Origin of the sequence: Streptomyces sp. D2-8 (genome assembly GCF_023184515.1) — a bacterium.
In the GTDB taxonomy this organism is placed as follows: Bacteria; Actinomycetota; Actinomycetes; order Streptomycetales; family Streptomycetaceae; genus Streptomyces.
In genome coordinates this window covers 127,444-149,329 of the sequence record NZ_JAAHBP010000002.1, presented here as the reverse complement: position 1 = coordinate 149,329, position 21,886 = coordinate 127,444, and the positions used below count along the sequence as shown (strand labels likewise).

The following is a 21,886-nucleotide window of genomic DNA, read 5'->3' as shown; positions in this document are numbered from 1 at the left end:
GATGTCGAACATCGGGGGGAACTATTTCAGGAGCGGCCCTCTGACCGAAAGTCGGGCCTTGTGAAGACCGCGTTCGGACGCATCAGCCGATCCCGTTGACGGGGTTGAAACCGGGCCGGAGAGTGGTATTTCGACGCGAGGGGGACATGCACGGTGTTCCCGCCGCGCAGCGGATCGGGGGGTCTGTCATGAGTGCTGCCGCAGGGGCCGGGACGACGAGGGACGACGCGCGGGTGCCGTGGGGGGACGTGCTGATGTCCGCCGTGGCCGCCGTGAGCTGGGCGTTGATCGGGATGGCGGGGACGGCGGCACTGGGCCTGCGGCTGCTGGAGGCGGACACGGCGGGCTCGTTGGGGCCGATGACCGCGGCGGTGGTGGCGCTCGGGGCGGGTGGTTCGGTCACGCCGTCCGGTGATGTGTCGGCGTTCGGCCTCACGGGCGCGCAGGCGGACACGGCCATCGAGATCACGCCACTGGGGGTGAGCCTGGTCGGGGCGGTGCTGCTGTCGTGGTTCTTCCTGCGGTCCTTGCGGGCGGCGGGAGTTGTGATCTCGCCGGCCGAACTGCTCGCGCGGGCGGGGTCGGTGGTGGCGCTGTTCGTCGTCATGCTGGGCGGGCTGGCGTGGGCGGGACACGATGTCATCACGATCGACGGGGGGTCCCTGGGGCTGGACGACGTGACCGGCGGGAGCGGGGGCGTCGAGATCCCGGGGCTGGGGGACGTCGGGGGGCTGTTGCCGGACCGGCTCGGCGACCTGGTCGACGCGCAGGCCGCGGTCGGCTTCACGGTCGACACCGCCCCGACACTGCTCGGCGGGTTCGGCTGGTCGGCCGGGATCCTCGTCATCGCGCTGCTGGCCTCGCGCCGTACGCCGCTGCCGCGGGGCTGGGAAGCCGTGCACCGGGTCATACGGCCTGCCGCGTCGGCGGTGGTGACCGTGCTGCTGGTGGCGGTGGCGGCGGGGGACGCGGCGGCGGCGTACGCGGCGATCGGCGACGACCATCCCGAGCGCATCGCCGGTGCGGCGCTGCTCGGGGCGCCGAACGGGGTGTGGCTGGGAGTGCCGATCGGCCTCTTCGTGCCGTGGGACGGACGCGCGACGGGCGAACTGACCCGTTTCCTGCCGGACCCGCTGGACGACTTGCTCGGCGCCGAGTCCGGCCGGTCGGTGACGCTGGGCCGGCTGGCCGAGCTGGACGGGCGGGTGTGGCTGCTCGCGGTGGCGGCGGCGTTGACGGTGCTGCTGGCGGGCGTGTTGACGGGGGTGCGGACGCCGGTCGGGGCGAGGGAAGAGGGCCCGGGTGCCCTTCGCTTCGCGGGCCGGTGCGCGCTGCGGCTGGGGGTCGCGACCGCGCTCACCCTGCCGCTGCTGGCCTGGCTGACGGACGTCTCCGTGACGGCCTCCCTGTCCGTGCTCGGCTTCGACGCGTTCGGCGCGGGCATCGAACTGCACGGCCACCTCGGCGTGGCCCTGCTGCTGGGCGCGGTGTGGGGCTCGGGGGCCGGGGCGGCGGGGGCGTTGCTCGCGTGGGGGTGCGGGGCAGCGGGGCGACGGGCTGCGGCGTCGGCCCGGGGGGATGAACCGGCCCGGGGCGGCGGGCCGGAGGGCTTGCCGGGCGCTGGGTGGTCCGAGTCCGGGTCCGCCGGGGTTGGGTCGGCTGGGCCCGGAGCGGGTGCTCGGCGGGCCGGTGCCGGTGCCGGTGCCGGGGAGTCAGGGGCCTGGGGCGGCCGGGGGCCGGTGGGGTACGACGCGGACGGGGGGCAGGCGTGGCCGGGGGGCGGCACGGGGCGGCCTGGGGGCGGCCCCGGCCCGGCGGGATACGACGCGGACGGGGGGCAGGCGTGGCCGGGGGGCGGCACGGGGCGGCCTGGGGGCGGCCCCGGCCCGGCGGGATACGACGCGGACGGGGGGCAGGCGTGGCCGGGGGGCGGCACGGGGCGGCCTGGGGGCGGCCCCGGCCCGGCGGGATACGACGCGGAAGGCGGGCAGGCCAGGCCAAGGGCCGGCACAGTGCGCCCCGGGGACGATCCCGGTGCCGGAAGGCCCGGAGCTCGGGGCGCGGAGCGAGGAGTGGGGGCATCGCGCGGTGAGGAAGCCGGGCCGTATGCACCCGGTACGCCGTACCGGCCGCCGAACCCGGGCACCAACCCGTACCTCCGCGTGCCGGACGAACTGCGGGAGCCGGAGGACGCGAGGCCTGCGGGCGAGGAGCACCCGTCGGACCGTTCGCCGGAGCGCGGAGAAGGACGGCAGGGCGGCGAGGAACAGCAGCCAGGGGCCGCGCGGCGGCGCCCCGGTGAGGAGCCCGGGCCTGACCGGCACCACCCCGGCCCCGGCCATGCCCCGCCCCCCGGGCCACCCCCGAACCCCGGCGCACCCCAACGCCCCGGGCCGCCCCCAAGCACCGGCCGCCCCCCGCAACCCGGCCGACCCAGGCCACCCGACGACGCACCCCCCGCCCCCGGCGACGTCTACGGCGCCCCCACCGTCGTACGGCCGGTCGGGCCGCCCCCGCGTGGGCCGCGGCAGGCGCCCGGGCCGAGGAACGGGACCGGGCCGCCGGCGCGGCCCGATGAGGGGCCGCCGCCTCCGCCTCCCCCGCCGCCACGGAAGCCGCGCGGCGGGAGGTGACCGGCGAGTGCGCCGGACGCCGTACCGGTACGCAAGGTTCACGCCGTCGACGCGACATGCGGTGTTCGCTGTCCGCCAGACGGACCTCGGGGGCAGTACGCCCGGCCCGCCGGATACGGTGGAACCACCATGAGCGCTTCGCAGACCTCGTCTTCCGACGTCCCTGCCGACGTCCCCACCCTCCTTGTGAAGATCTTCGGCAAGGACAGGCCGGGCATCACCGCCGGCCTGTTCGACACCCTTGCCGCCTACTCCGTCGACGTCGTCGACATCGAGCAGGTCGTCACCCGTGGCCGCATGGTGCTGTGCGCGCTCGTGACCGAGCCGCCCCCCGGACTCGAGGGAGATCTGCGGGCGACCGTCCACAGCTGGGCCGAGTCGATGAAGATGCAGGCGGAGATCATCTCCGGCCTCGGCGACAACCGCCCGCGCGGGCTGGGCCGCTCCCTGGTCACCGTGCTCGGGCACCCGCTCACCGCGGAGGCGACGGCCGCGATCGCCGCACGGATCACGAAGACCGGCGGCAACATCGACCGTATCTTTCGGCTCGCCAAGTACCCCGTGACCGCTGTCGAGTTCGCCGTCTCCGGCGTGGAGACCGAACCACTGCGCACCGCCCTGGTGACGGACGCGGCGCGGCTCGGTATCGACGTGGCGGTCGTCGCCGCCGGCCTGTACCGGCGCGCGCAGCGCCTGGTCGTCATGGACGTCGACTCGACGCTGATCCAGGACGAGGTCATCGAGCTGTTCGCGGCGCACGCCGGCTGCGAGGACAAGGTCGCCGAGGTGACGGCGTCCGCGATGCGCGGGGAGCTGGACTTCGAGCAGTCCCTGCACGCGCGCGTGGCGCTGCTGGAGGGCCTGGACGTCTCGGTGGTGGACAAGGTGCGCAGCGAGGTGCGGCTGACGCCGGGCGCCCGCACCCTGATCCGTACGCTGAAGCGGCTCGGCTACCAAGTCGGTGTCGTCTCGGGCGGATTCACGCAGGTCACGGACGATCTGAAGGAGCGGCTCGGGCTGGACTTCGCCCACGCCAACACCTTGGAGATCGTCGACGGCAGGCTGACCGGCAAGGTCACCGGCGAGATCGTCGACCGCGCGGGCAAGGCCCGGCTGCTGCGCCGGTTCGCCGCGGAGGCGGGGGTGCCGCTGTCGCAGACGGTGGCGATCGGTGACGGCGCCAACGATCTGGACATGCTGAACGCGGCCGGTCTCGGGGTCGCCTTCAACGCCAAGCCGGTGGTACGCGAGGCCGCGCACGCCGCGGTGAACGTCCCCTTCCTGGACACGGTCCTGTACCTGCTGGGCATCACGCGCGAAGAGGTCGAGGCGGCGGACACCCTCGACATCGTCTGAACCGACCAGCAGGGGCCCGGCGCCGCACGGCGCCGGGCCCCTGTCACGCGGAGATCGTCACTCGGCCGGCGCCCAGTAGTCCTGCAGCGTGGCCACGCCCGGCTCCAGGCTCTTCCACGAGCCGCCGAACGACAGCACGGCGAAGGACGCGGCCGGGAACCCACGGCGGGTCATCCGCTCCCTGGCCTCGTCCTCGCCCGAGCCCGCCAGGACGTCGGCGAGGCCCTGGATGCCCGGGTTGTGCCCGACCATGAGGGCGTTCTGCACGTCGTCGGGGGTCTCGTTGAGCAGGGCGATCAGCTCGCCCGGCGAGGCCTCGTAGATCCGCTCCTCGTAGACGGTTTTCGGCCGCTGCGGGAACTCGTGGACGGCGAGCTTCCAGGTCTCCCGGGTCCGGACCGCGGTGGAGCACAGGGCCAGGTCGAAGGCGATACCGGTGTCGGTCAGCCTGCGCCCGGCCTCCGCCGCGTCCATTCGGCCCCGGTCGGCGAGCGGACGCTCGTGATCGGTGACCTGTGGCCAGTCGGCTTTCGCATGGCGGAAGAGGACAATCCTGCGGGATTCTGCGACGCTCATGAGATCCAGCTTCGCATGAAACACGCCACGAGGCGCAGGGAGTTGACCACCGGCTTCGGCCGTGATCAGCGGGCTACCAGCTGCTGCACACGCTCGAAGAGGTGGCTGATCGCCGGGTCGCCGGTGGCCGCGTGCGCGTCGGACGGGTTCAGGATCAGGGCGAGCAGCGCGGTGAAGGCGAGCACGGGCAGGGCGAGGGCCCACCAGGGCAGCCGGCCGGCGGCACCGGCCCGGGTCGCCGGGTGGGGCCGGGTGTGCGTAGGGGCCGGCATGGGTGCCTCCGCTCTCCGAGTGGTCGGTGACCGTCTCGCGGTCACACACTTGAAGCTACGGAATCCGCGGCTGCCGGCCCATCCGGTGATCCACCCACTTGACCCTGACCCTCACCCCCTAGGGGACAGGGGGGCCAACCCCACCAAGGGCCGCGTGAGCGCCGGTCATGGCGAGGCGATGATCGCGATGACGGCGATGACGATGAAGATCGCGAAGAACGCGCCGAACACGAGCAGCATCTTCTTCTGACCGTGCTGGGGATTCGGGTCGAGCACTGGCATGGGGCAAGTCTCCCACCTCCCGTACCTGCCGGGCGCCCGGGGGTGACCGCCGGTCCCCCCGGGGCGGGGCTCAGCGGGCGGCCTCGTCCTCCACCGTGCGGTCGCGGCCGGCCAGGAAGCCGACGGCCATCTGCGGGATCATCAGGGCGCTCATCAGCGCGATCGGCAGGCCCCAGCCGCCGCTGTGCTGGTAGAGGACGCCCACCAGGAGCGGTCCGGGGATGGAGATCAGGTAGCCGGTGCTCTGCGCGAACGCCGACAGCCGGGCCACGCCCGGGCCGGTCCTGGCCCGCATGCCGACCATGGTCAGGGCGAGCGGAAAGGCGCAGTTGGCGACGCCGAGCAGCACGGCCCAGGCCCAGGCGCCGGCGGCGGGTGCGAGATACAGCCCGGCGTAGCCGGCGAGACCGCAGACGCCCAGGGCGAGCACGATCGGGCCCTGGTGGGGCAGCCGGGTGGCCAGGCGGGGTATGACGAACGCCAGGGGCACGCCCATCACCATGGTGACCGCCAGCAGCAGCCCGGCGGTGCCGGCGGGCACACCGGCGTCGCGGAAGATCTGCGCCATCCAGCCCATGGTGATGTAGGCGGCGGTGGCCTGGAGTCCGAAGAAGACGGCCAGGGCCCATGCGGTGCGGCTCCGGGCCATCCGCAGCCGAGGCGTCTCCACGCGCGTGTGCCCCGTCGATGCGGGGGCCTGCGTCCGCGTAGCCGCTTGCCGGTCCCGCGCGGGCGTTTCGCCGCCGGTCTCCGCCTCCGCGGCCTCCTCCCCCGCCCCGGGCGGCGTGGCGCGCCCCCGGACGAAGGGCAGCCACGGCAGGACCGCCGCCACGGCGAGCCCCGCCCACAGGGCCAGTCCCGTCTGCCAGCTGCCGCCGAGCGTGTCGGTCAGGGGGACCGTCACCGCGGCCGCGAGGGCCGTGCCGAGGGCGAGGGCCATCGAGTACAGGCCGGTCATGGAACCCACGCGGTCGGGGAACCAGTGCTTGACGATGACCGGCATCAGGACGTTGCTGACGGCGATGCCCATGAGGGCCAGGGCGCTGCCGGCCAGGAAGCCGGCCGTGCCGCCGGCGTAGGGCCGGACGATCAGGCCGGTGGCGATGGCGGCCATGCCGGCGCACACCACGGCGCCCGCCCCGAGGCGGCGGGCGAGCCGCGGGGCCATGACGCCGAAGACGGCGAAGCACAGCGGCGGCACGGAGGTGAGCAGCCCGGCCACGCTGCCGCTCATGCCGAGCCCGTCGCGGACCTCCTCCAGGAGGGCGCCGAGGCTGGTGATCGCGGGGCGGAGGTTCAGCGCGGACAGCACGATGCCGAGGACGAGCAGCCGCATCGTCCACGCGCGTGTGGACGCGCCGCCCCGTTTCCCGGCGTCGTGCGCGGCCGAGCTGCGTACGGTCGGGGGCGTCATCGTCCGGGTTTCCTCACTAGGCATGAGACCCATCATAGAATCATGGGATGATTGACTGTCCAGTCCTCGGCTGCCCTGCGGCGCCCCGGTCGTGCGAAGGTGAGCCATGCCTCTGAGCCATCCCCGTCGCTCGGCTCTGTCCGAGCAGGTCATCGCCGCGCTGCGGGCCCAGATCACCTCGGGCGAGTGGCCGGTCGGCTCCCGGATCCCGACCGAGCCGGAACTGGTCGAGCAGCTGGGTGTCGCCCGCAACACGGTCCGGGAGGCCGTCCGCGCCCTGTCGCACAACGGCCTGCTGGACATCCGCCAGGGCTCCGGCACGTACGTCGTGGCGACGAGCGAGCTGGCCGGCGTGATGCAGCGGCGGTTCGCCGAGGCCGACCCCCGGCACATCGCCGAGCTGCGCTCCACGCTGGAGTCGGCCGCCGCCCGGCTGGCCGCCGAGCGGCGTACGGAGAAGGACCTCAAGCAGCTCGACGCGCTGCTGCTGCGGCGCGAGGAGGCCTGGGAGTCGGGCGACAAGGAGGCGTTCGTGACGGCGGACGCGACCTTCCACCTGGCCGTCGTGTCCGCCTCCCACAACGACGTGATGACGGCCATGTACGCGGACCTGGGCGAGGTGCTGCGGGACTGGCTGCGCGAGGACGTCGGCGAGAAGCTGACCCCGGAGACGCACATGGACCACGGACGGCTGCTCGAGGCGATCCGCGCGGGCGAGGCGGACACGGCCGCCGCGGAGGCGGCCCGCTACCCGTTCCTGTGCCGCCTGGGCGGGATCAGCTCTCCCGCCGGTGACTGATCCACACGTCGCCGACCTCTTTCCAGCACCGTCCCGTCAGCCGCACGGTCTGTGCGGGCCCGGCCGCCACCGGGGAGCTGTCGGTGTCGATGTCCCACCAGCGGGCGCACTCGACGTGCAGGCTCACGCGGTCCGTCTCCGGGTACGGGTTGTGGCAGTGGACGGTCACCTCGGAACCGGTCACGCGGATCCGGCACGCGGCGCCGAAGGGGTCCGCCGACTCGCCCCGGTCGGCGGGCACGCGCGCGTGGGGCACCGCCTGGTACGCCAGGGTCAGCACGAGCGCGACGGCGAGGGACAGTGAGGCCGTTCGGCGGGACAAGCGCACAAGGGGACCTCCTCGGCCGTGCTGGGGAGGGCATCGCGTGGTGAACGCGTACTCCAGACTGCCCAGTTGTGGGCCCGCCCGCCCGGCCGGGTGAGCCGAACGGGTGACGCCCCGCTCCCCGCGCGCTGCGGGAAACGGGGCGTCGGCGACGCAGGGGAGATCAGGCTCCGATGGCGTGCAGACCGCCGTCCACGTGGACGATCTCGCCGGTGGTCTTCGGGAACCAGTCGCTCAGCAGGGCGACGACACCGCGGCCGGCCGGCTCGGGGTCCTTCAGGTCCCACTCCAGCGGGGAGCGGCTGTCCCACACGGAGGCCAGCTCGCCGAAGCCCGGGATGGACTTGGCGGCCATGGAGCCGAGCGGACCGGCCGAGACCAGGTTGCAGCGGATGTTCTGCTTGCCCAGGTCGCGGGCCATGTAGCGGCTGGTGGCCTCCAGGGCGGCCTTGGCCGGGCCCATCCAGTCGTACTGCGGCCAGGCGAACTGCGCGTCGAACGTCAGACCGACGACGGAGCCGCCGTTCTGCATCAGCGGCAGGCAGGCCATGGTGAGCGACTTCAGGGAGTACGCCGAGACGTGCATGGCCGTGGCGACCGACTCGAACGGCGTGTTGAGGAAGTTGCCGCCGAGGGCGTCCTGCGGGGCGAAACCGATGGAGTGGACGACCCCGTCGAGGCCGCCGAGTTCCTCGCCGACGATGTCGGCGAGCCGGCCGAGGTGCTCGTCGTTCGTCACGTCGAGCTCGATGACCTTGGTGGGCTTGGGCAGCTTCTTGGCGATGCGCTCGGTCAGCGTGGGCCGCGGGAAGGCCGTGAGGATGATCTCGGCGCCCTGCTCCTGGGCCAGCTTGGCGGTGTGGAAGGCGATGGAGGACTCCGTCAGCACACCGGTGATGAGGATGCGCTTGCCCTCGAGAATTCCGCTCATGGTGATCAGTGACCCATTCCCAGTCCGCCGTCAACGGGGATGACGGCTCCAGTGATGTACGAGGCGTCGTCCGAGGCGAGGAACCGCACCGCCGCGGCGATCTCCTCCGGCTGCGCGTACCGGCCGAGCGGCACCTGCGACACGATGCCGGAGCGCTGCTCGTCGGTGAGCACCTTGGTCATGTCGGTGTCGACGAAGCCGGGCGCGACGACGTTGAAGGTGATGTTGCGCGAGCCCAGTTCCCGGGCGAGGGAGCGCGCGAAGCCGACCAGGGCGGCCTTGGAGGCGGCGTAGTTCGCCTGCCCCGCCGAGCCGAGCAGTCCGACCACCGAGGAGATGAGCACGACGCGGCCCTTCTTGGCGCGCAGCATGCCCCGGTTGGCACGCTTGACGACGCGGAAGGTGCCGGTGAGGTTGGTGTCGATGACCGAGGTGAAGTCCTCCTCGGACATGCGCATCAGGAGCTGGTCCTTGGTGACGCCGGCGTTGGCGACGAGAACCTCGACGGGGCCGTGGGCCTCCTCGATCTCCTTGTAGGCCTGCTCCACCTGCTCGGTGTCGGTGATGTCGCACTTGACGGCCAGGCAGCCCAATTCCGTCAGGGCGGCCGGCGGCTCACCTGAGCGGTATGTGATGGCGACCTTGTCGCCGGCATCGGCGAAAGCGCGGGCGATGGCGAGGCCGATGCCCCGGTTGCCTCCGGTGACGAGAACCGAGCGGCTCAACGGATCACCCTTTCCATAGCGGTCTGATACCCGCCCGGGCGCCTGGACGACAGGCGGTGATGACAGGCGGCTTCCTCGAAAACCTATCGGTCCGGGCACGCCCGCGGACAATCGGGCACCCACAGTGGCGTACGGGACTCACTGTCGGATCCCTACAGAAAGCCGCGGGTCCGGCTCCGGAAACTCATGGCCCGCGCGCGGGATGGACGACATGATCGGAGCAGTCAGACGCACGGCAACCACGGTCACCTCGACAGAAAGAGACGGCGGTGCCTCATACCATCGACGAGGCCTTCACGGCCCTCCCCCTACGCGCCCTCGCCGACGCGGCCCTCGCACGCGCGCGTGCGCTGGGCGCCGAGCACGCGGACTTCCGGTTCGAGCGGGTGCGGGGCGCCTCCTGGCGGTTCCGGGACGCCAAGCCCGCCGGATCGTCGGACACCACCGACCTCGGGTACGCGGTGCGGGTGGTGCACGGCGGTACGTGGGGCTTCGCGTCCGGCGTCGACCTCACCATGGACGCCGCCGCCAGGGTCGCCGGGCAGGCGGTGGCGATGGCCAAGCTGTCCGCCCAGGTGATCAAGGCGGCCGGCTCGGACGTGGGGGCACCTCCCACGCCTTTCGGGCAGTGGGGGAGGGTCGAGCTGGCCGACGAGCCGGTGCACGCCGAGAAGACGTGGATCTCGTCGTACGAGACCGACCCCTTCTCGGTGCCCGACGAGGAGAAGGCCGGGCTGATCGCGGAGTGGAGCGCGCGGCTGCTGGCGGCCGACGGCGTCGACCACGTCGACTCCTCACTGCTCACGGTCCACGAGAACAAGTTCTACGCGGACACCGCCGGGACCGTGACCACCCAGCAGCGGGTGCGGCTGCACCCGGTGTTCAACGCGGTGTCGGTGGACGAGTCGAGCGGCGAGTTCGACTCCATGCGCACCCTCGCGCCGCCCGTGGGACGCGGCTGGGAGTACCTGACGGGCACCGGCTGGGACTGGGAGGGCGAGCTGGAGCGGATCCCGGAGCTGCTCGCCGAGAAGATGCGCGCGCCGAGCGTCGATCCGGGCCTGTACGACCTGGTCGTCGACCCGTCCAACCTGTGGCTGACCATCCACGAGTCCATCGGTCACGCCACCGAACTCGACCGGGCGCTCGGCTACGAGGCCGCCTACGCGGGCACCTCCTTCGCCACGTTCGACCAGCTGGGCAAACTGCGGTACGGCTCGGAGCTGATGAACGTCACCGGCGACCGCACCGCCGAGCACGGCCTGGCCACCATCGGGTACGACGACGAGGGCGTCGAGGGCCAGTCCTGGGACCTGGTCAAGGACGGCACGCTCGTCGGCTACCAGCTGGACCGGCGGATCGCCAAGCTGACCGGCTTCGAGCGGTCCAACGGCTGCGCCTACGCCGACTCCCCCGGGCACGTGCCGGTGCAGCGCATGGCCAACGTGTCGCTGCGGCCGGACCCGGCCGGGATGTCGACCGAGGACCTGATCGGGGGTGTGGAGCGCGGCATCTACGTCGTCGGCGACCGGTCCTGGTCGATCGACATGCAGCGCTACAACTTCCAGTTCACCGGTCAGCGCTTCTACCGCATCGAGAACGGGCGGCTCGCCGGGCAGCTGCGCGACGTCGCCTACCAGGCGACGACCACCGACTTCTGGGGCTCGATGTCCGCGGTGGGCGGACCGCAGACCTACGTGCTCGGCGGCGCCTTCAACTGCGGCAAGGCCCAGCCGGGGCAGGTCGCCGCCGTGTCGCACGGCTGCCCGTCGGCCCTCTTCAAGGGCGTCAACATTCTGAACACGACCCAGGAGGCCGGTCGATGAGCGCGCGTTCCAGCAAGCCGCACGAGGTCGTCGAGCGCGCCCTCGAACTGTCCCGGGCGGACGGCTGTGTCGTCATCGCCGACGAGCAGTCCACCGCCAACCTGCGCTGGGCGGGCAACGCGCTGACCACGAACGGCGTCACCCGCGGGCGCACGCTCACCGTCGTCGCCACGGTCGACGGCAAGGAGGGCACGGCCTCCGGGGTCGTGTCACGGTCCGCCGTGACCCCCGACGAGCTGGAGCCCCTGGTGCGGGCCGCCGAGGCCGCCGCGCGCGGCGCCGCGCCCGCCGAGGACGCACAGCCGCTGGTCACGGGCGTGGCGCCGTCGCCGGAGTTCACCGAGGCACCCACCGAGACCTCCTCCGCCGTGTTCGCCGACTTCGCTCCCGCCCTCGGCGAGGCCTTCGCACGCGCGCGTGCGGGCGGTCGCGAGTTGTACGGCTTCGCCAACCACGAGCTGGTGTCGTCGTACGTCGGCACGTCCACGGGACTGCGGCTGCGGCACGACCAGCCGAACGGGACGCTGGAGATCAACGCCAAGTCACCGGACCGGACCCGGTCCGCGTGGGCCGGGCGCTCCACGCGGGACTTCAAGGACGTCGACCCGGCGGCCCTGGACGCGGAGCTGGCCGTGCGCCTCGGGTGGGCCGAGCGGCGCGTGGAGCTGCCCGCGGGGCGCTACGAGACGCTGCTGCCGCCGACGGCCGTGGCGGACCTGCTGATCTACCAGATGTGGTCGGCGTCGGGCCGGGACGCGGTCGAGGGCCGCACGGTGTTCTCCAAGCCGGGCGGGGGCACGCGGGTCGGCGAGAAGCTGACCGACCTGCCGCTGACCCTGCGCAGCGACCCGAACGAACCGGGCCTGGAGTCGGCGCCCTTCGTGATCGCGCACTCCTCCGGGGGCGACCAGTCGGTGTTCGACAACGGGCTGCCGCTCGCGGCCACCGAGTGGATGCGCGAGGGCGAGCTGCGGCACCTGACGACCAGCAGGCACAGCGCCGGCCTGACCGGACTGCCCGTGGCGCCGGGCATCGACAACATCGTCCTGGACGGGGGCGAGGACCGCTCCCTGGACGAGATGGTCGCGAGCACCGGGCGCGGGCTGCTGCTGACCTGCCTGTGGTACATCCGCGAGGTCGACCCGGCGACGCTGCTGCTCACCGGCCTGACCCGGGACGGCGTCTACCTCGTCGAGAACGGCGAGGTGACGGGCGAGGTGAACAACTTCCGGTTCAACGAGTCGCCGGTCGGAGTGCTCGGCCGGGCCACGGAGGCGGGGCGGACCGAGAAGACGCTGCCGAGGGAATGGAGCGACTGGTTCACCAGGGCGGCGATGCCGGCCCTGCGGGTGCCGGACTTCAATATGAGCTCTGTCAGCCAGGGCGTATAACCTCGTACCTGATTTACGAGCCCACTCGAGGAGATACGAGAACCGTGACGGACATCGTCGACGAGCTGAAGTGGCGCGGGCTGTTCGCCCTGTCCACTGACGAGGACGCTTTGCGCAAGGCGCTCGCGGACGGTCCCGTCACGTTCTATTGCGGTTTCGACCCGACGGCGCCATCGCTGCACGTGGGGCACCTGGTGCAGGTGCTCACCGTGCGGCGGCTCCAGCAGGCCGGTCACCGGCCGCTGGCACTGGTCGGCGGCGCCACGGGCCTGATCGGCGACCCGCGCCCGACCGCGGAGCGCACGCTGAACGACCCGGAGACGGTCACCGGCTGGGTCGCCAAGCTGCGCGCCCAGATCGAGCCGTTCCTGGACTTCGAGGGCGAGAACGCGGCCGTCATGGTCAACAACCTCGACTGGACCGAGAACCTCTCCGCGATCGAGTTCCTCCGGGACATCGGCAAGCACTTCCGCGTCAACAAGATGCTGACGAAGGACTCCGTGGCCCGGCGCCTGGAGTCCTCCGAGGGCATCAGCTACACGGAGTTCAGCTACCAGCTGCTGCAGGGCATGGACTTCCTCCAGCTGTACCGGCGCTACGGCTGCACGCTCCAGCAGGGCGGCAGCGACCAGTGGGGCAACCTCACGGCGGGCCTGGACCTGATCCACCGCCTGGAGCCGCACGCGAGCGTGCACGCCCTGGCGACACCGCTGATGACCAAGGCGGACGGCACCAAGTTCGGCAAGACCGAGGGCGGCGCCGTCTGGCTCGACCCGGAGATGACGACGCCGTACGCGTTCTACCAGTTCTGGCTGAACGTGGACGACCGGGACATCTCCCGGTACATGCGCATCCTGTCCTTCCGTTCCCGCGAGGAACTGGAGGAGCTGGAGAAGCAGACCGAGGAGCGTCCGCAGGCCCGTGCCGCGCAGCGTGCGCTGGCCGAGGAGCTGACGACGCTGGTGCACGGCGCCGACCAGACGGCCGCCGTGATCGCCGCGTCCAAGGCCCTCTTCGGGCAGGGCGAGCTGGCGGAGCTCGACGAGAAGACGCTGACCGCGGCCCTGTCGGAGGTGCCGCACATCCAGGTCGCCGCACTCGGCCCGGCCGTGGACCTGTTCGCCGAGGTCGGCCTGGTGGCCAGCAAGTCGGCCGCGCGCCGCACGGTCAAGGAGGGCGGCGCCTACGTGAACAACGTCAAGGTCGCCGGCGAGGACGCGGTCCCCGCCAAGGAGGACCTGCTGCACGGCCGCTGGCTGGTGCTGCGCCGGGGCAAGAAGAACCTGGCCGCGGTCGAGGTCACGGGCGGCTGAGAGTACGAGGAGGGGGGCGGTCTCCGGTGCCGGAGGCCGTCCCCTTCGCCGTGCGCGCCGTTATGCCCGGCGCTTGTCTCCCCTGGCCGCCGTCCAGGCCCGGTCTCCGAGACCGACGAGGATGATCGCCATCACCAGCTGGAAGACGTGCCGCCACCAGTCGATTCCCGATGTGGCGTCGACGCCGGCCGCCCGGGCGATGGCGTTGCCGGCGATGGCGCCGATCATGCCCAGGATGACGGTCAGCCACAGGGGAATGTGCTGCTTGCCCGGAATGATCGCCTTGGCGAGCAGGCCGAGTACCAGTCCTACGATGATCGCCCACAACCAGCCCATCGCTGCCTCCTCATGCGGCTCGACGTGAGCACTACGGCCAGTGTCGGCCCAGGTGCCGTACGCCGCATGCCGACGCGGGCCGTACGCGGGACGGCGCAGGCCGCTCGCCCGGGCGGTGCGCCACCCGGTCTCGTAGCCGGCCCGGCCGCGGCGTAACGTGGGAGCTGTCCCGGTCGGGTTCCCCGACCGGCCGAGGGCGGCTACGGGGCGGGGAGAGTCCGATACGGGCGGATGGTGGAATGCGATGCGGAAACAGCATGGCGGCGGCAACGTCCAGGTTTTCCGGATCACCGGCGCCCGGACGGGACTCCAGGAGGACGTACGCGGGCGGCAGCGCCGGTACGTGATCTCGATGACGGTCCGCACGATCTCCGTGATCCTCGCGGCCACCTTGTGGAACGTCGAACGGCACGTCGCCGTCGTGGCGTTGGTGCTGGGGCTGGTGCTGCCGTACATCGCGGTGGTGATCGCGAACGCCGGGCGCGAGAATGCGCCGTCTCTGCCGTCGACGTTCGTGGCCGCGCCGACGCGTCCGATGATCACGCCGCCGGACGCGCAGGACGGCTCCGCGGAATCCGTCGCGGAAGATGCCGTGTCCGAGCCGGGGACGGGTGCGCGCAGCGAGTCGTGCGAACGGTAGGGCACCCGAGCGGAAAACACGGGAGATCACCCAGGGAAGTCATCTTCCCGCCAAGCTCAAGAAAAGCTCAGATCAATCATGTTGTTCCAGTGCCGGGCTCGGGGTTACCCGTGACATACTTCGTACGCGCTCCGCATCCCCCGTCGGAGCGACGGACCGACGCCGGGCAGCTCCCCCCGTGGCTGCTCGGCGTCGCCTTTTCTGTGTGCAGTGGTGAGACGAAGCTGTGAGTGACGAGACGCCCATCTGTTCCGCGAAGGGCTGCCGGGCCGAGGCCGTGTGGGTGCTGGCGTGGAACAACCCGAAGATCCATACGCCGGAGCGGCGCAAGACATGGCTGGCCTGTGAGGAGCATCGCGAGCACTTGTCGCAGTTCCTCGGTGTGCGCGGGTTCCTGAAGGACGTGGTCCTGCTGAAGGAGTGGGAAGCGACCGACTAGGGCCTGTCGTTTGGATCAGGCCGCAGACGCGGGGTTGAACAGCACCGTCGCTTCCCTACGACAGACCCTAGGTCTCAGCCCCCGATGGCCGACATCGGCCGGTCGGGCTGCACGAACGTCGGGTCGTCCAGGCCCGCTCCCGCCTTCTTGCCCCACATCGCCAGACGCCAGATGCGGGCGATCTCCTCGTCCGGGGCGCCCGAGCGCAGGGCGGCGCGCAGATCCGTCTCCTCCTGGGCGAACAGGCAGGTGCGGACCTGGCCGTCGGCCGTCAGGCGGGTGCGGTCGCAGGCCGCGCAGAACGGGCGGGTGACGGAGGCGATGACGCCGACCACATGTGGGCCGCCGTCGACGAGCCAGCGCTCCGCCGGGGCCGAGCCGCGCTTCTCCTCGCCCTCGGCGGTCAGCTCGAAGCGCGTGCGCAGGGAGGTCAGGATGTCGCCTGCCGTGATCATGCCGTCGCGCTTCCAGCCGTGCTGGGCGTCCAGGGGCATCTGCTCGATGAAGCGCAGCTCGTAGTCGTGCTCCACGGCCCAGGCCAGCAGGTCGGGGGCCTCGTCGTCGTTGAGCCCCGGCATCAGGACCGAGTTGACCTTGACCGGGGTCAGGCCGGCGTCGCGGGCGGCGTGCAGGCCCTCGATGACGTCCTTGTGGCGGTCGCGGCGGGTGAGGGTCTTGAAGACGTCCGGGCGGAGCGTGTCCAGGGAAACGTTGACCCGGTCCAGGCCCGCCTCCTTCAGGGCCGCCGCCGTGCGCTTGAGGCCGATGCCGTTGGTGGTGAGGGACATCTGGGGGCGCGCTTCCAGGGCCGCGACACGCTCGACTATGCCGACCAGGCCCGGGCGCAGCAGGGGCTCGCCGCCGGTGAAGCGGACCTCCTCGATCCCGAGGGACGTGACCGCGATGTCGATCAGGCGGACGATCTCGTCGTCGTTCAGCAGGTCCGGCTTGGCCAGCCACTGCAGGCCCTCCTCGGGCATGCAGTACGTACAGCGCAGGTTGCACCGGTCGGTCAGTGAGACCCTCAGATCGGTGGCCACCCGGCCGTAGGTGTCGATGAGCACGTGGGCCCCCTGCCTCGTCGCGGATCGTGCGTGCGGCACTGTTTCCGAGTCACCTGCGAGCCTACGTGACCCCACCGACAACGACACAGGCCCGATCCCACGACGCGAGACGCGGCCGCGCCGCAGGGACCTGGAGGTTCCTACGACACGGCCGCGCGGGAAGGGTGGTGCTCAGTGGGCTCCGGTGCCGGTCAGGGACCGGACCTCCAGCTCCGCGTACTTCTTGGCGTCGGGCTCCTCCTTGGACAGGACCGTGCCGAGCCAGCCCATGAGGAAGCCGAACGGGATGGAGATGATGCCCGGGTTCTTCAGCGGGAACCAGGCGAAGTCGACCTCGGGGAACATCGCCTTGGGGTCGCCGGAGACGACGGGCGAGAACAGCACCAGGCCGACGGCGACGATCAGACCGCCGTAGATCGACCACAGCGCGCCCTGGGTGGTGAAGCGCTTCCAGAACAGGCTGTAGAGGATCGTCGGGAGGTTGGCGGAGGCCGCGACCGCGAAGGCGAGGGCGACCAGGCCGGCCACGTTCAGGTCGCGGGCGAGGGCGCCCAGGCCGATGGAGACGACACCGATGAAGACGGTCGCCCAGCGGGCCGCGCGGACCTCCTCGGCGCCGGAGGCCTGCCCCTTGCGGATGACGTTGGCGTAGATGTCGTGCGCGAAGGACGACGACGAGGCGAGCGTGAGTCCGGCGACGACGGCGAGGATCGTCGCGAAGGCCACCGCCGAGATCGTGGCGAGCAGGATCGCGCCCCACGTCGAGTCGACGCCCCCGAGGTGCAGGGCGAGCAGGGGTGCCGCCGTGTTTCCGGACGGGTTGGAGGCGATGATCTCGTCCTGGGAGATGAGCGCGGCGGCGCCGAAGCCGAGGGCGATGGTCATCAGGTAGAAGCCGCCGATGATGCCGATGGCCCAGTTCACGGACTTCCGGGCGGCCTTGGCGTCGGGCACGGTGTAGAAGCGGATCAGGATGTGCGGCAGGCCGGCGGTGCCGAGCACCAGGGCGATGCCGAGGGAGATGAAGTCCAGCTTGGAGGTGCCGGTCGCGCCGTACTGGAGGCCGGGCTCCAGGAAGGCGGCGCCCTTGCCGCTGTTCTCGGCGGCCGTGCCGAGCAGGTCGGAGATGTTGAAGTTGAACTTCAGCAGCACCAGGAAGGTGATCAGGAGGGTGCCGCCGATGAGCAGCACGGCCTTGACCATCTGGACCCAGGTGGTGCCCTTCATGCCGCCGATGGAGACGTAGACGATCATCAGGAGGCCGACGAGGGCGACGATGAGGATCTTGCCGGCGTCGGAGGTGATGCCGAGCAGCAGCGAGACGAGGACGCCGGCGCCGGCCATCTGGGCCAGCAGGTAGAAGATCGACACCACGATCGTGGACGTACCGGCGGCGGTGCGGACCGGGCGCTGGCGCATGCGGTACGCGAGGACGTCGCCCATGGTGTAGCGGCCGGAGTTCCGCAGCGGCTCGGCCACCAGGAGCAGGGCGACCAGCCAGGCGACCAGGAAGCCGATGGAGTAGAGGAAGCCGTCGTAGCCGAAGAGGGCGATCGCGCCCGCGATGCCGAGGAACGACGCGGCGGACATGTAGTCGCCGGAGACGGCGAGGCCGTTCTGGAAGGCGCTGAACTGGCGGCCGCCGGCGTAGAAGTCGGCGGCGTCCTTGGTCTGGCGGCCCGCCCAGACGGTGATGCCGAGGGTCGCGAGGACGAACAGCGCGAACAGGGTGATGATCAGCGGGCGGTGCTCGCTGGCCTCGTTCGCGGCGAGGAAGGTCTGCTGTACGGGGCTCATGCGCCGCTCTCCATCCGGGTCTTGATGGCCTCGGCCTTGGGGTCGAGCTTCGCGGCGGCGTGCCGCGAGTACCACCAGGCGATGAGGAACGTGGTGACGAACTGGGCGACGCCGAGGACGAAGGCGACGTTGATATTGCCGAACAGCTTGGTGCCCATGAAGCCGCCCGCGTAGTTCGAGAGCAGGACGTACAGCAGGTACCAGGCGATGAAGCCGACGGTCAGCGGGAAGGCGAAGGAGCGGTAGGAGCGGCGCAGTTCACCGAACTCCGCGCTCTCCTGCACCTCGGTGAACTCCTCGGGTGAGGGGAGCTTGTGTTGCTCTTTCGAGGGGGGCGGTGCGTCGGTGGCCACGGAGTCTCCTCGCAATGACGGAAGCGGTTGTGAACGGGGCGGAGGCGAGTGTCCTCGCGCTCCTTGTTCAACGTCACGGCGGCACACGAGAACCGGTTCAAAGGCCCGGCGTTCTTTCCGAAGTCGTTTCGGCAAAGCGTTGCTGGCCAGCGAGAGGCCGGGATAGCTTCGCCCTGCACCACTACGTCATGTACCTGCCCGAGCACCACCTGTGCCTCGGGCCGGTTTCGTTTCCCGGAGGATGTGGAGACCCCATGTCTCACTTGCGTTCCAGACGGCGGCTCGCTCTCGCCGTGCCCGTCGTGCTGTCCCTGACGGCCTCGCTGGGCTTCCTGCCGGCCGCCGCGTCGGCGGCCCCGCACACGGAGTCGGCCACCCGGACGGCGGACGCGCCGAAGCTGGCGTACGTCGTCAACACCAAGGTGGACCGCCACACGATCGCGTCGGTGAAGAAGGCGATCGGGAAGGCCGACGGCTCGGTCGTGGCCACGTACGCCCGGATCGGCGTCATCGTCGTCCACTCCTCGAACCCCGACTTCGCCAAGACCATCCGCACGGCGCGGGGGGTCCAGTCGGCCGGTGCCACGCGGACGGCCCCCCTGACGGCCGCGGGGACGAAGGAGGAGGGCGCGGTCGAGTACCTGACGGCCGCCCAGGCGAAGCGCACCGAGGCCGCGTCGGCCAAGACGGCCGAGAGCGAGCCCCTCGAGGCGGATCAGTGGGACCTGCGCGCGATCGGCGCCGACAAGGCCGCGCAGATCAACCCGGGCAGCCGCAAGGTGACCGTCGCCGTGATCGACACCGGCGTGGACGACACCCACCCCGACATCGCCCCGAACTTCTCCGCGTCCCAGTCCGCCAACTGCGCCGGCGGCACGCCCGACACCAGCGAGGGCGCCTGGCGGCCCTACACCGCCGATGACTACCACGGCACGCATGTCGCGGGTGAGATAGCCGCCGCCCGCAACGGCGTCGGCGTGGCGGGCGTCGCACCCGGTGTGAAGGTGTCCAGCATCAACGTGACCGACCGGGCCAGCGGCCTCTTCTACCCGGAGAGCGTCGTGTGCGCGTTCGTGTTCGCCGCCGACCACGGCGTCGAGATCACGAACAACAGCTACTACGTCGACCCGTGGCTGTACAACTGCATGGACGACCCCGACCAGCGGGCCGTCGTCGACGCGGTCAACAGGGCCCAGCTGTACGCCCGGAAGAAGGGCACGCTCAATGTCGCCGCGGCGGGCAACTCCAACCACGACCTGGACTCCGACGCGATCGTCGACGACTCCAGCCCCAACGACACCACGCCCGTCGAGCGAACCATCGACCCGCACGAGTGCCTCGACATACCGACCCAGCTGCCGGGCGTCGTCACGGTGAGCTCCACGGGCGTCGACAACGTGAAGTCGTACTTCTCGACGTACGGCAAGGGCGTCGTCGACGTCGCCGCGCCGGGTGGTGACCGCCGCTACCAGATACCGGACACGCCCTCGAAGGACGGCCGCATCCTGTCCACCATGCCGAACGGCGCGTGGGGCTTCCTGCAGGGCACCTCGATGGCCTCGCCGCACGCCTCCGGTGTCGCCGCGCTGCTGAAGTCCAAGCACCCCTGGGCCTCCCCGTCCCAGCTCCAGGCGATGCTGAAGGCGCAGGCCGACCCGACCGCCTGCCCCACGTCCTACGACCAGGACGGCGACGGCACGCAGGACGCGGTCTGCGAGGGCGGCAAACGCCTCAACGGCTTCTACGGGTACGGCATCGTCAACGCGCTGCGCGCGGTCAAGTGACCCGGCTCGCCACCGAGACCCTCCGCAAGATCAGCTCGTACCGTGAACGAACTGGAGACACCATGACTGCGCCGTACGCGCGCTACCGTCGCGCCGTCGCGATCCCGGCCGGGATGGCCATGGCCACGGCCCTCGCGTTCCTGCCGAACACCACGGCCACGGCCGCCGACGACGCCCCCGCGGCGGTCTCGGCCGACGCGACCTCGCTCAGCTACGTCGTCAACGTCAAGCCGGGGCACGGCACTTCGGCGTACGTGAAGAAGGCCGTCGGCAAGGCCGGCGGCACGATCCTGACCTCGTACGACCAGATCGGCGTCATCGTCGTCCACTCCTCGGACCCCGACTTCGCCAAGACCATCCGCACCGTGCGCGGGGTGCAATCGGCCGGTGCCACCCGCACCGCGCCGCTGCCGTCGGCGTCGACGGGCGACCTGGGCGCGCCGAAGGTGCTGAGCGCGGCCGAGGTCGCCGAGGCCGAGGCCCCCGCCGGGCAGGATCCGCTGCAGCCCCAGCAGTGGGATCTGCCGGCCATCAAGGCGGACAAGGCGCACGAGAAGTCGCTGGGCAGCGAGAAGGTCACGGTCGCCGTGATCGACACCGGTGTCGACGACACCCACCCCGACATCGCGCCCAACTTCGACCGCAAGGCGTCGGTCAACTGCGTGTCGGGCAAGCCGGACACGTCCGACGGGGCCTGGCGGCCGAGCGCCGAGGAGAGCCCGCACGGCACGCATGTCGCCGGTGAGATAGCCGCCGCGAAGAACGGCGTCGGCATGACCGGTGTCGCGCCCGGGGTGAAGGTCTCCGGCATCAAGGTGTCCACCACGGCCGGCTTCTTCTACACCGAGGCCGTGGTCTGCGGCTTCGTGTGGGCGGCCGAGCACGGGGTCGACGTGACGAACAACAGCTACTACACGGACCCCTGGTACTTCAACTGCAAGAACGACCCGGACCAGAAGGCGCTCGTGGAGGCCGTCGGCCGGGCCTCGCGGTACGCGGAGAAGAAGGGCGCGGTCAACGTGGCCGCGGCCGGCAACGAGAACTACGACCTCGCCTCCGACGAGATCACCGACCCGTCCTCCCCGAACGACACCACGCCGGGCGACCGGGTCGTCGACCCCTCGGAGTGCCTCGACATCCCGACCCAGCTGCCGGGTGTCGTCACGGTCGCCTCGACGGGCGCGAAGGGCATCAAGTCGTCCTTCTCCAACTACGGTCTGGGCGTCGCGGACATAGCCGCCCCGGGCGGTGACTCGACCGCCTACCAGAAGCCGGACGCGCCGGCCACGAGCGGTCTCATCCTGGGCACGCTGCCGGGCGGCAAGTGGGGCTACATGGCCGGTACGTCGATGGCGTCCCCGCACGTCGCGGGCGTCGCCGCGCTCATCAAGTCGACGCACCCGTACGCCTCTCCGGCCCTGGTGAAGGCCCTGCTGTACGCGGAGGCCGACGCCACGCCGTGCACGGACCCGTACGACATCAACGCCGACGGCAAGATCGACGCGGTGTGCGAGGGCTCGAAGAACCGCAACGGTTTCTACGGCTGGGGTATCGCGGACGCGCTGGACGCGGTGACCAAGTAGAGCTCGTGTGAAGGTGGTCCGGGCCGGGCGGGGGCACCCGTCCGGCC

The 21,886-nt window shown here is 71.5% G+C and carries 20 protein-coding genes and 1 pseudogene; 10 read left to right on the top strand and 11 right to left on the bottom strand.

Annotated features, from left to right (window positions below):
• Positions 1-188 precede the first annotated feature (188 nt).
• Both G3I77_RS06330 and serB read left to right on the top strand, forming a co-directional pair.
• Positions 189-2,153, top strand: a pseudogene (locus G3I77_RS06330) (streptophobe family protein); the annotation flags it as partial.
• A gap of 609 nt (positions 2,154-2,762) precedes the next feature.
• A complete protein-coding gene (gene serB / locus G3I77_RS06325) occupies positions 2,763-3,989 on the top strand; it encodes a phosphoserine phosphatase SerB (protein WP_248501597.1) in 1,227 nt (408 codons plus the stop codon).
• A gap of 57 nt (positions 3,990-4,046) precedes the next feature.
• Here serB and G3I77_RS06320 read toward each other — a convergent pair whose 3' ends face one another.
• From G3I77_RS06320 to G3I77_RS06310, 4 genes are all read right to left on the bottom strand, one after another.
• Positions 4,047-4,565: a histidine phosphatase family protein gene (locus tag G3I77_RS06320; RefSeq protein ID WP_248501596.1), complete on the bottom strand. Its 519-nt coding sequence runs from the start codon at positions 4,563-4,565 to the stop codon at positions 4,047-4,049.
• Between the two features lie 65 nt (positions 4,566-4,630).
• The gene (locus G3I77_RS06315) at positions 4,631-4,837 is read right to left on the bottom strand and encodes a hypothetical protein (protein ID WP_248501595.1); all 207 of its coding nucleotides are present in this window, start codon (positions 4,835-4,837) and stop codon (positions 4,631-4,633) included.
• Between the two features lie 165 nt (positions 4,838-5,002).
• A complete protein-coding gene (locus G3I77_RS40595) occupies positions 5,003-5,119 on the bottom strand; it encodes an SGM_5486 family transporter-associated protein (protein ID WP_282572612.1) in 117 nt (38 codons plus the stop codon).
• Positions 5,120-5,189: 70 nt separating this feature from the next.
• Positions 5,190-6,569 (bottom strand): CynX/NimT family MFS transporter, encoded by a 1,380-nt coding sequence (locus G3I77_RS06310; RefSeq protein ID WP_248501594.1) that lies wholly within the window; start codon positions 6,567-6,569, stop codon positions 5,190-5,192.
• Between the two features lie 70 nt (positions 6,570-6,639).
• Between G3I77_RS06310 and G3I77_RS06305 the strand changes: the two genes are divergently transcribed.
• The gene (locus G3I77_RS06305) at positions 6,640-7,332 is read left to right on the top strand and encodes a FadR/GntR family transcriptional regulator (protein WP_248501593.1); all 693 of its coding nucleotides are present in this window, start codon (positions 6,640-6,642) and stop codon (positions 7,330-7,332) included.
• Here the strand turns inward: G3I77_RS06305 and G3I77_RS06300 are convergent.
• From G3I77_RS06300 to fabG, 3 genes are all read right to left on the bottom strand, one after another.
• Complete coding sequence (locus G3I77_RS06300) at positions 7,310-7,660, bottom strand: hypothetical protein (protein WP_248501592.1); 351 nt, start codon at positions 7,658-7,660, stop codon at positions 7,310-7,312. The two genes, G3I77_RS06305 and G3I77_RS06300, sit on opposite strands and share 23 nt — an antisense overlap.
• Positions 7,661-7,820: 160 nt before the next feature.
• Positions 7,821-8,588, bottom strand: coding sequence for an enoyl-ACP reductase FabI (gene fabI, locus G3I77_RS06295; RefSeq protein ID WP_248501591.1), 768 nt, complete (start codon positions 8,586-8,588; stop codon positions 7,821-7,823).
• Between the two features lie 5 nt (positions 8,589-8,593).
• Positions 8,594-9,313 (bottom strand): 3-oxoacyl-[acyl-carrier-protein] reductase, encoded by a 720-nt coding sequence (gene fabG / locus G3I77_RS06290; RefSeq protein WP_248501590.1) that lies wholly within the window; start codon positions 9,311-9,313, stop codon positions 8,594-8,596.
• Positions 9,314-9,582: 269 nt separating this feature from the next.
• On the opposite strand from fabG, the gene G3I77_RS06285 reads away from it, so the two are divergent.
• The 3 genes from G3I77_RS06285 to tyrS are packed head-to-tail and all read left to right on the top strand — an operon-like array spanning position 9,583 to position 13,843.
• Positions 9,583-11,139 (top strand): TldD/PmbA family protein, encoded by a 1,557-nt coding sequence (locus tag G3I77_RS06285; RefSeq protein ID WP_248501589.1) that lies wholly within the window; start codon positions 9,583-9,585, stop codon positions 11,137-11,139.
• The gene (locus tag G3I77_RS06280) at positions 11,136-12,530 is read left to right on the top strand and encodes a metallopeptidase TldD-related protein (RefSeq protein WP_248501588.1); all 1,395 of its coding nucleotides are present in this window, start codon (positions 11,136-11,138) and stop codon (positions 12,528-12,530) included. Before G3I77_RS06285 ends, G3I77_RS06280 begins: the two co-directional genes overlap by 4 nt.
• Before the next feature lie 44 nt (positions 12,531-12,574).
• Entirely contained in the window at positions 12,575-13,843 is a 1,269-nt protein-coding gene (tyrS, locus tag G3I77_RS06275; protein ID WP_248501587.1) for a tyrosine--tRNA ligase, read from the top strand.
• 60 nt (positions 13,844-13,903) lie between these two features.
• Here tyrS and G3I77_RS06270 read toward each other — a convergent pair whose 3' ends face one another.
• Positions 13,904-14,179 (bottom strand): GlsB/YeaQ/YmgE family stress response membrane protein, encoded by a 276-nt coding sequence (locus G3I77_RS06270; RefSeq protein ID WP_248501586.1) that lies wholly within the window; start codon positions 14,177-14,179, stop codon positions 13,904-13,906.
• A 244-nt stretch (positions 14,180-14,423) separates the two neighbouring features.
• On the opposite strand from G3I77_RS06270, the gene G3I77_RS06265 reads away from it, so the two are divergent.
• Together G3I77_RS06265 and G3I77_RS06260 are read left to right on the top strand one after the other, a co-directional pair.
• Positions 14,424-14,819 carry a DUF3099 domain-containing protein gene (locus G3I77_RS06265; RefSeq protein WP_248501585.1) on the top strand — a complete coding sequence of 132 codons (396 nt, stop codon included), beginning with the start codon at positions 14,424-14,426 and terminating at the stop codon, positions 14,817-14,819.
• A 226-nt stretch (positions 14,820-15,045) separates the two neighbouring features.
• A complete protein-coding gene (locus G3I77_RS06260) occupies positions 15,046-15,258 on the top strand; it encodes a hypothetical protein (RefSeq protein WP_248501584.1) in 213 nt (70 codons plus the stop codon).
• 74 nt (positions 15,259-15,332) lie between these two features.
• Here G3I77_RS06260 and moaA read toward each other — a convergent pair whose 3' ends face one another.
• The 3 genes from moaA to G3I77_RS06245 all read right to left on the bottom strand — a co-directional run bounded on the left by moaA (position 15,333) and on the right by G3I77_RS06245 (position 18,472).
• Positions 15,333-16,322: a GTP 3',8-cyclase MoaA gene (gene moaA / locus G3I77_RS06255; RefSeq protein ID WP_248501583.1), complete on the bottom strand. Its 990-nt coding sequence runs from the start codon at positions 16,320-16,322 to the stop codon at positions 15,333-15,335.
• A 171-nt stretch (positions 16,323-16,493) separates the two neighbouring features.
• Positions 16,494-18,119: a cation acetate symporter gene (locus tag G3I77_RS06250; protein WP_248501582.1), complete on the bottom strand. Its 1,626-nt coding sequence runs from the start codon at positions 18,117-18,119 to the stop codon at positions 16,494-16,496.
• A complete protein-coding gene (locus tag G3I77_RS06245) occupies positions 18,116-18,472 on the bottom strand; it encodes a DUF485 domain-containing protein (protein ID WP_248501581.1) in 357 nt (118 codons plus the stop codon). Before G3I77_RS06245 ends, G3I77_RS06250 begins: the two co-directional genes overlap by 4 nt.
• 254 nt (positions 18,473-18,726) lie before the next feature.
• On the opposite strand from G3I77_RS06245, the gene G3I77_RS06240 reads away from it, so the two are divergent.
• The gene (locus tag G3I77_RS06240; RefSeq protein ID WP_248501580.1) at positions 18,727-20,256 is read left to right on the top strand and encodes a S8 family serine peptidase; all 1,530 of its coding nucleotides are present in this window, start codon (positions 18,727-18,729) and stop codon (positions 20,254-20,256) included.
• A 62-nt stretch (positions 20,257-20,318) separates the two neighbouring features.
• A complete protein-coding gene (locus tag G3I77_RS06235) occupies positions 20,319-21,839 on the top strand; it encodes a S8 family serine peptidase (RefSeq protein ID WP_248501579.1) in 1,521 nt (506 codons plus the stop codon).
• Positions 21,840-21,886: the final 47 nt, after the last annotated feature.

What these genes read in the sequence shown, in the direction of transcription:
- G3I77_RS06235 (WP_248501579.1), top strand. Translation starts at nt 20,319, where the DNA reads ATGACTGCGCCGTACGCGCGCTACCGTCGCGCCGTCGCGATCCCGGCC.
- G3I77_RS06250 (WP_248501582.1), bottom strand. Translation starts at nt 18,119, where the DNA reads ATGAGCCCCGTACAGCAGACCTTCCTCGCCGCGAACGAGGCCAGCGAG.
- serB (WP_248501597.1), top strand. Translation starts at nt 2,763, where the DNA reads ATGAGCGCTTCGCAGACCTCGTCTTCCGACGTCCCTGCCGACGTCCCC.
- G3I77_RS06305 (WP_248501593.1), top strand. Translation starts at nt 6,640, where the DNA reads ATGCCTCTGAGCCATCCCCGTCGCTCGGCTCTGTCCGAGCAGGTCATC.
- G3I77_RS06240 (WP_248501580.1), top strand. Translation starts at nt 18,727, where the DNA reads ATGTCTCACTTGCGTTCCAGACGGCGGCTCGCTCTCGCCGTGCCCGTC.
- G3I77_RS40595 (WP_282572612.1), bottom strand. Translation starts at nt 5,119, where the DNA reads ATGCCAGTGCTCGACCCGAATCCCCAGCACGGTCAGAAGAAGATGCTG.
- G3I77_RS06310 (WP_248501594.1), bottom strand. Translation starts at nt 6,569, where the DNA reads ATGATGGGTCTCATGCCTAGTGAGGAAACCCGGACGATGACGCCCCCG.
- G3I77_RS06265 (WP_248501585.1), top strand. Translation starts at nt 14,424, where the DNA reads ATGCGGAAACAGCATGGCGGCGGCAACGTCCAGGTTTTCCGGATCACC.
- G3I77_RS06270 (WP_248501586.1), bottom strand. Translation starts at nt 14,179, where the DNA reads ATGGGCTGGTTGTGGGCGATCATCGTAGGACTGGTACTCGGCCTGCTC.
- G3I77_RS06315 (WP_248501595.1), bottom strand. Translation starts at nt 4,837, where the DNA reads ATGCCGGCCCCTACGCACACCCGGCCCCACCCGGCGACCCGGGCCGGT.
- G3I77_RS06280 (WP_248501588.1), top strand. Translation starts at nt 11,136, where the DNA reads ATGAGCGCGCGTTCCAGCAAGCCGCACGAGGTCGTCGAGCGCGCCCTC.
- fabI (WP_248501591.1), bottom strand. Translation starts at nt 8,588, where the DNA reads ATGAGCGGAATTCTCGAGGGCAAGCGCATCCTCATCACCGGTGTGCTG.
- G3I77_RS06320 (WP_248501596.1), bottom strand. Translation starts at nt 4,565, where the DNA reads ATGAGCGTCGCAGAATCCCGCAGGATTGTCCTCTTCCGCCATGCGAAA.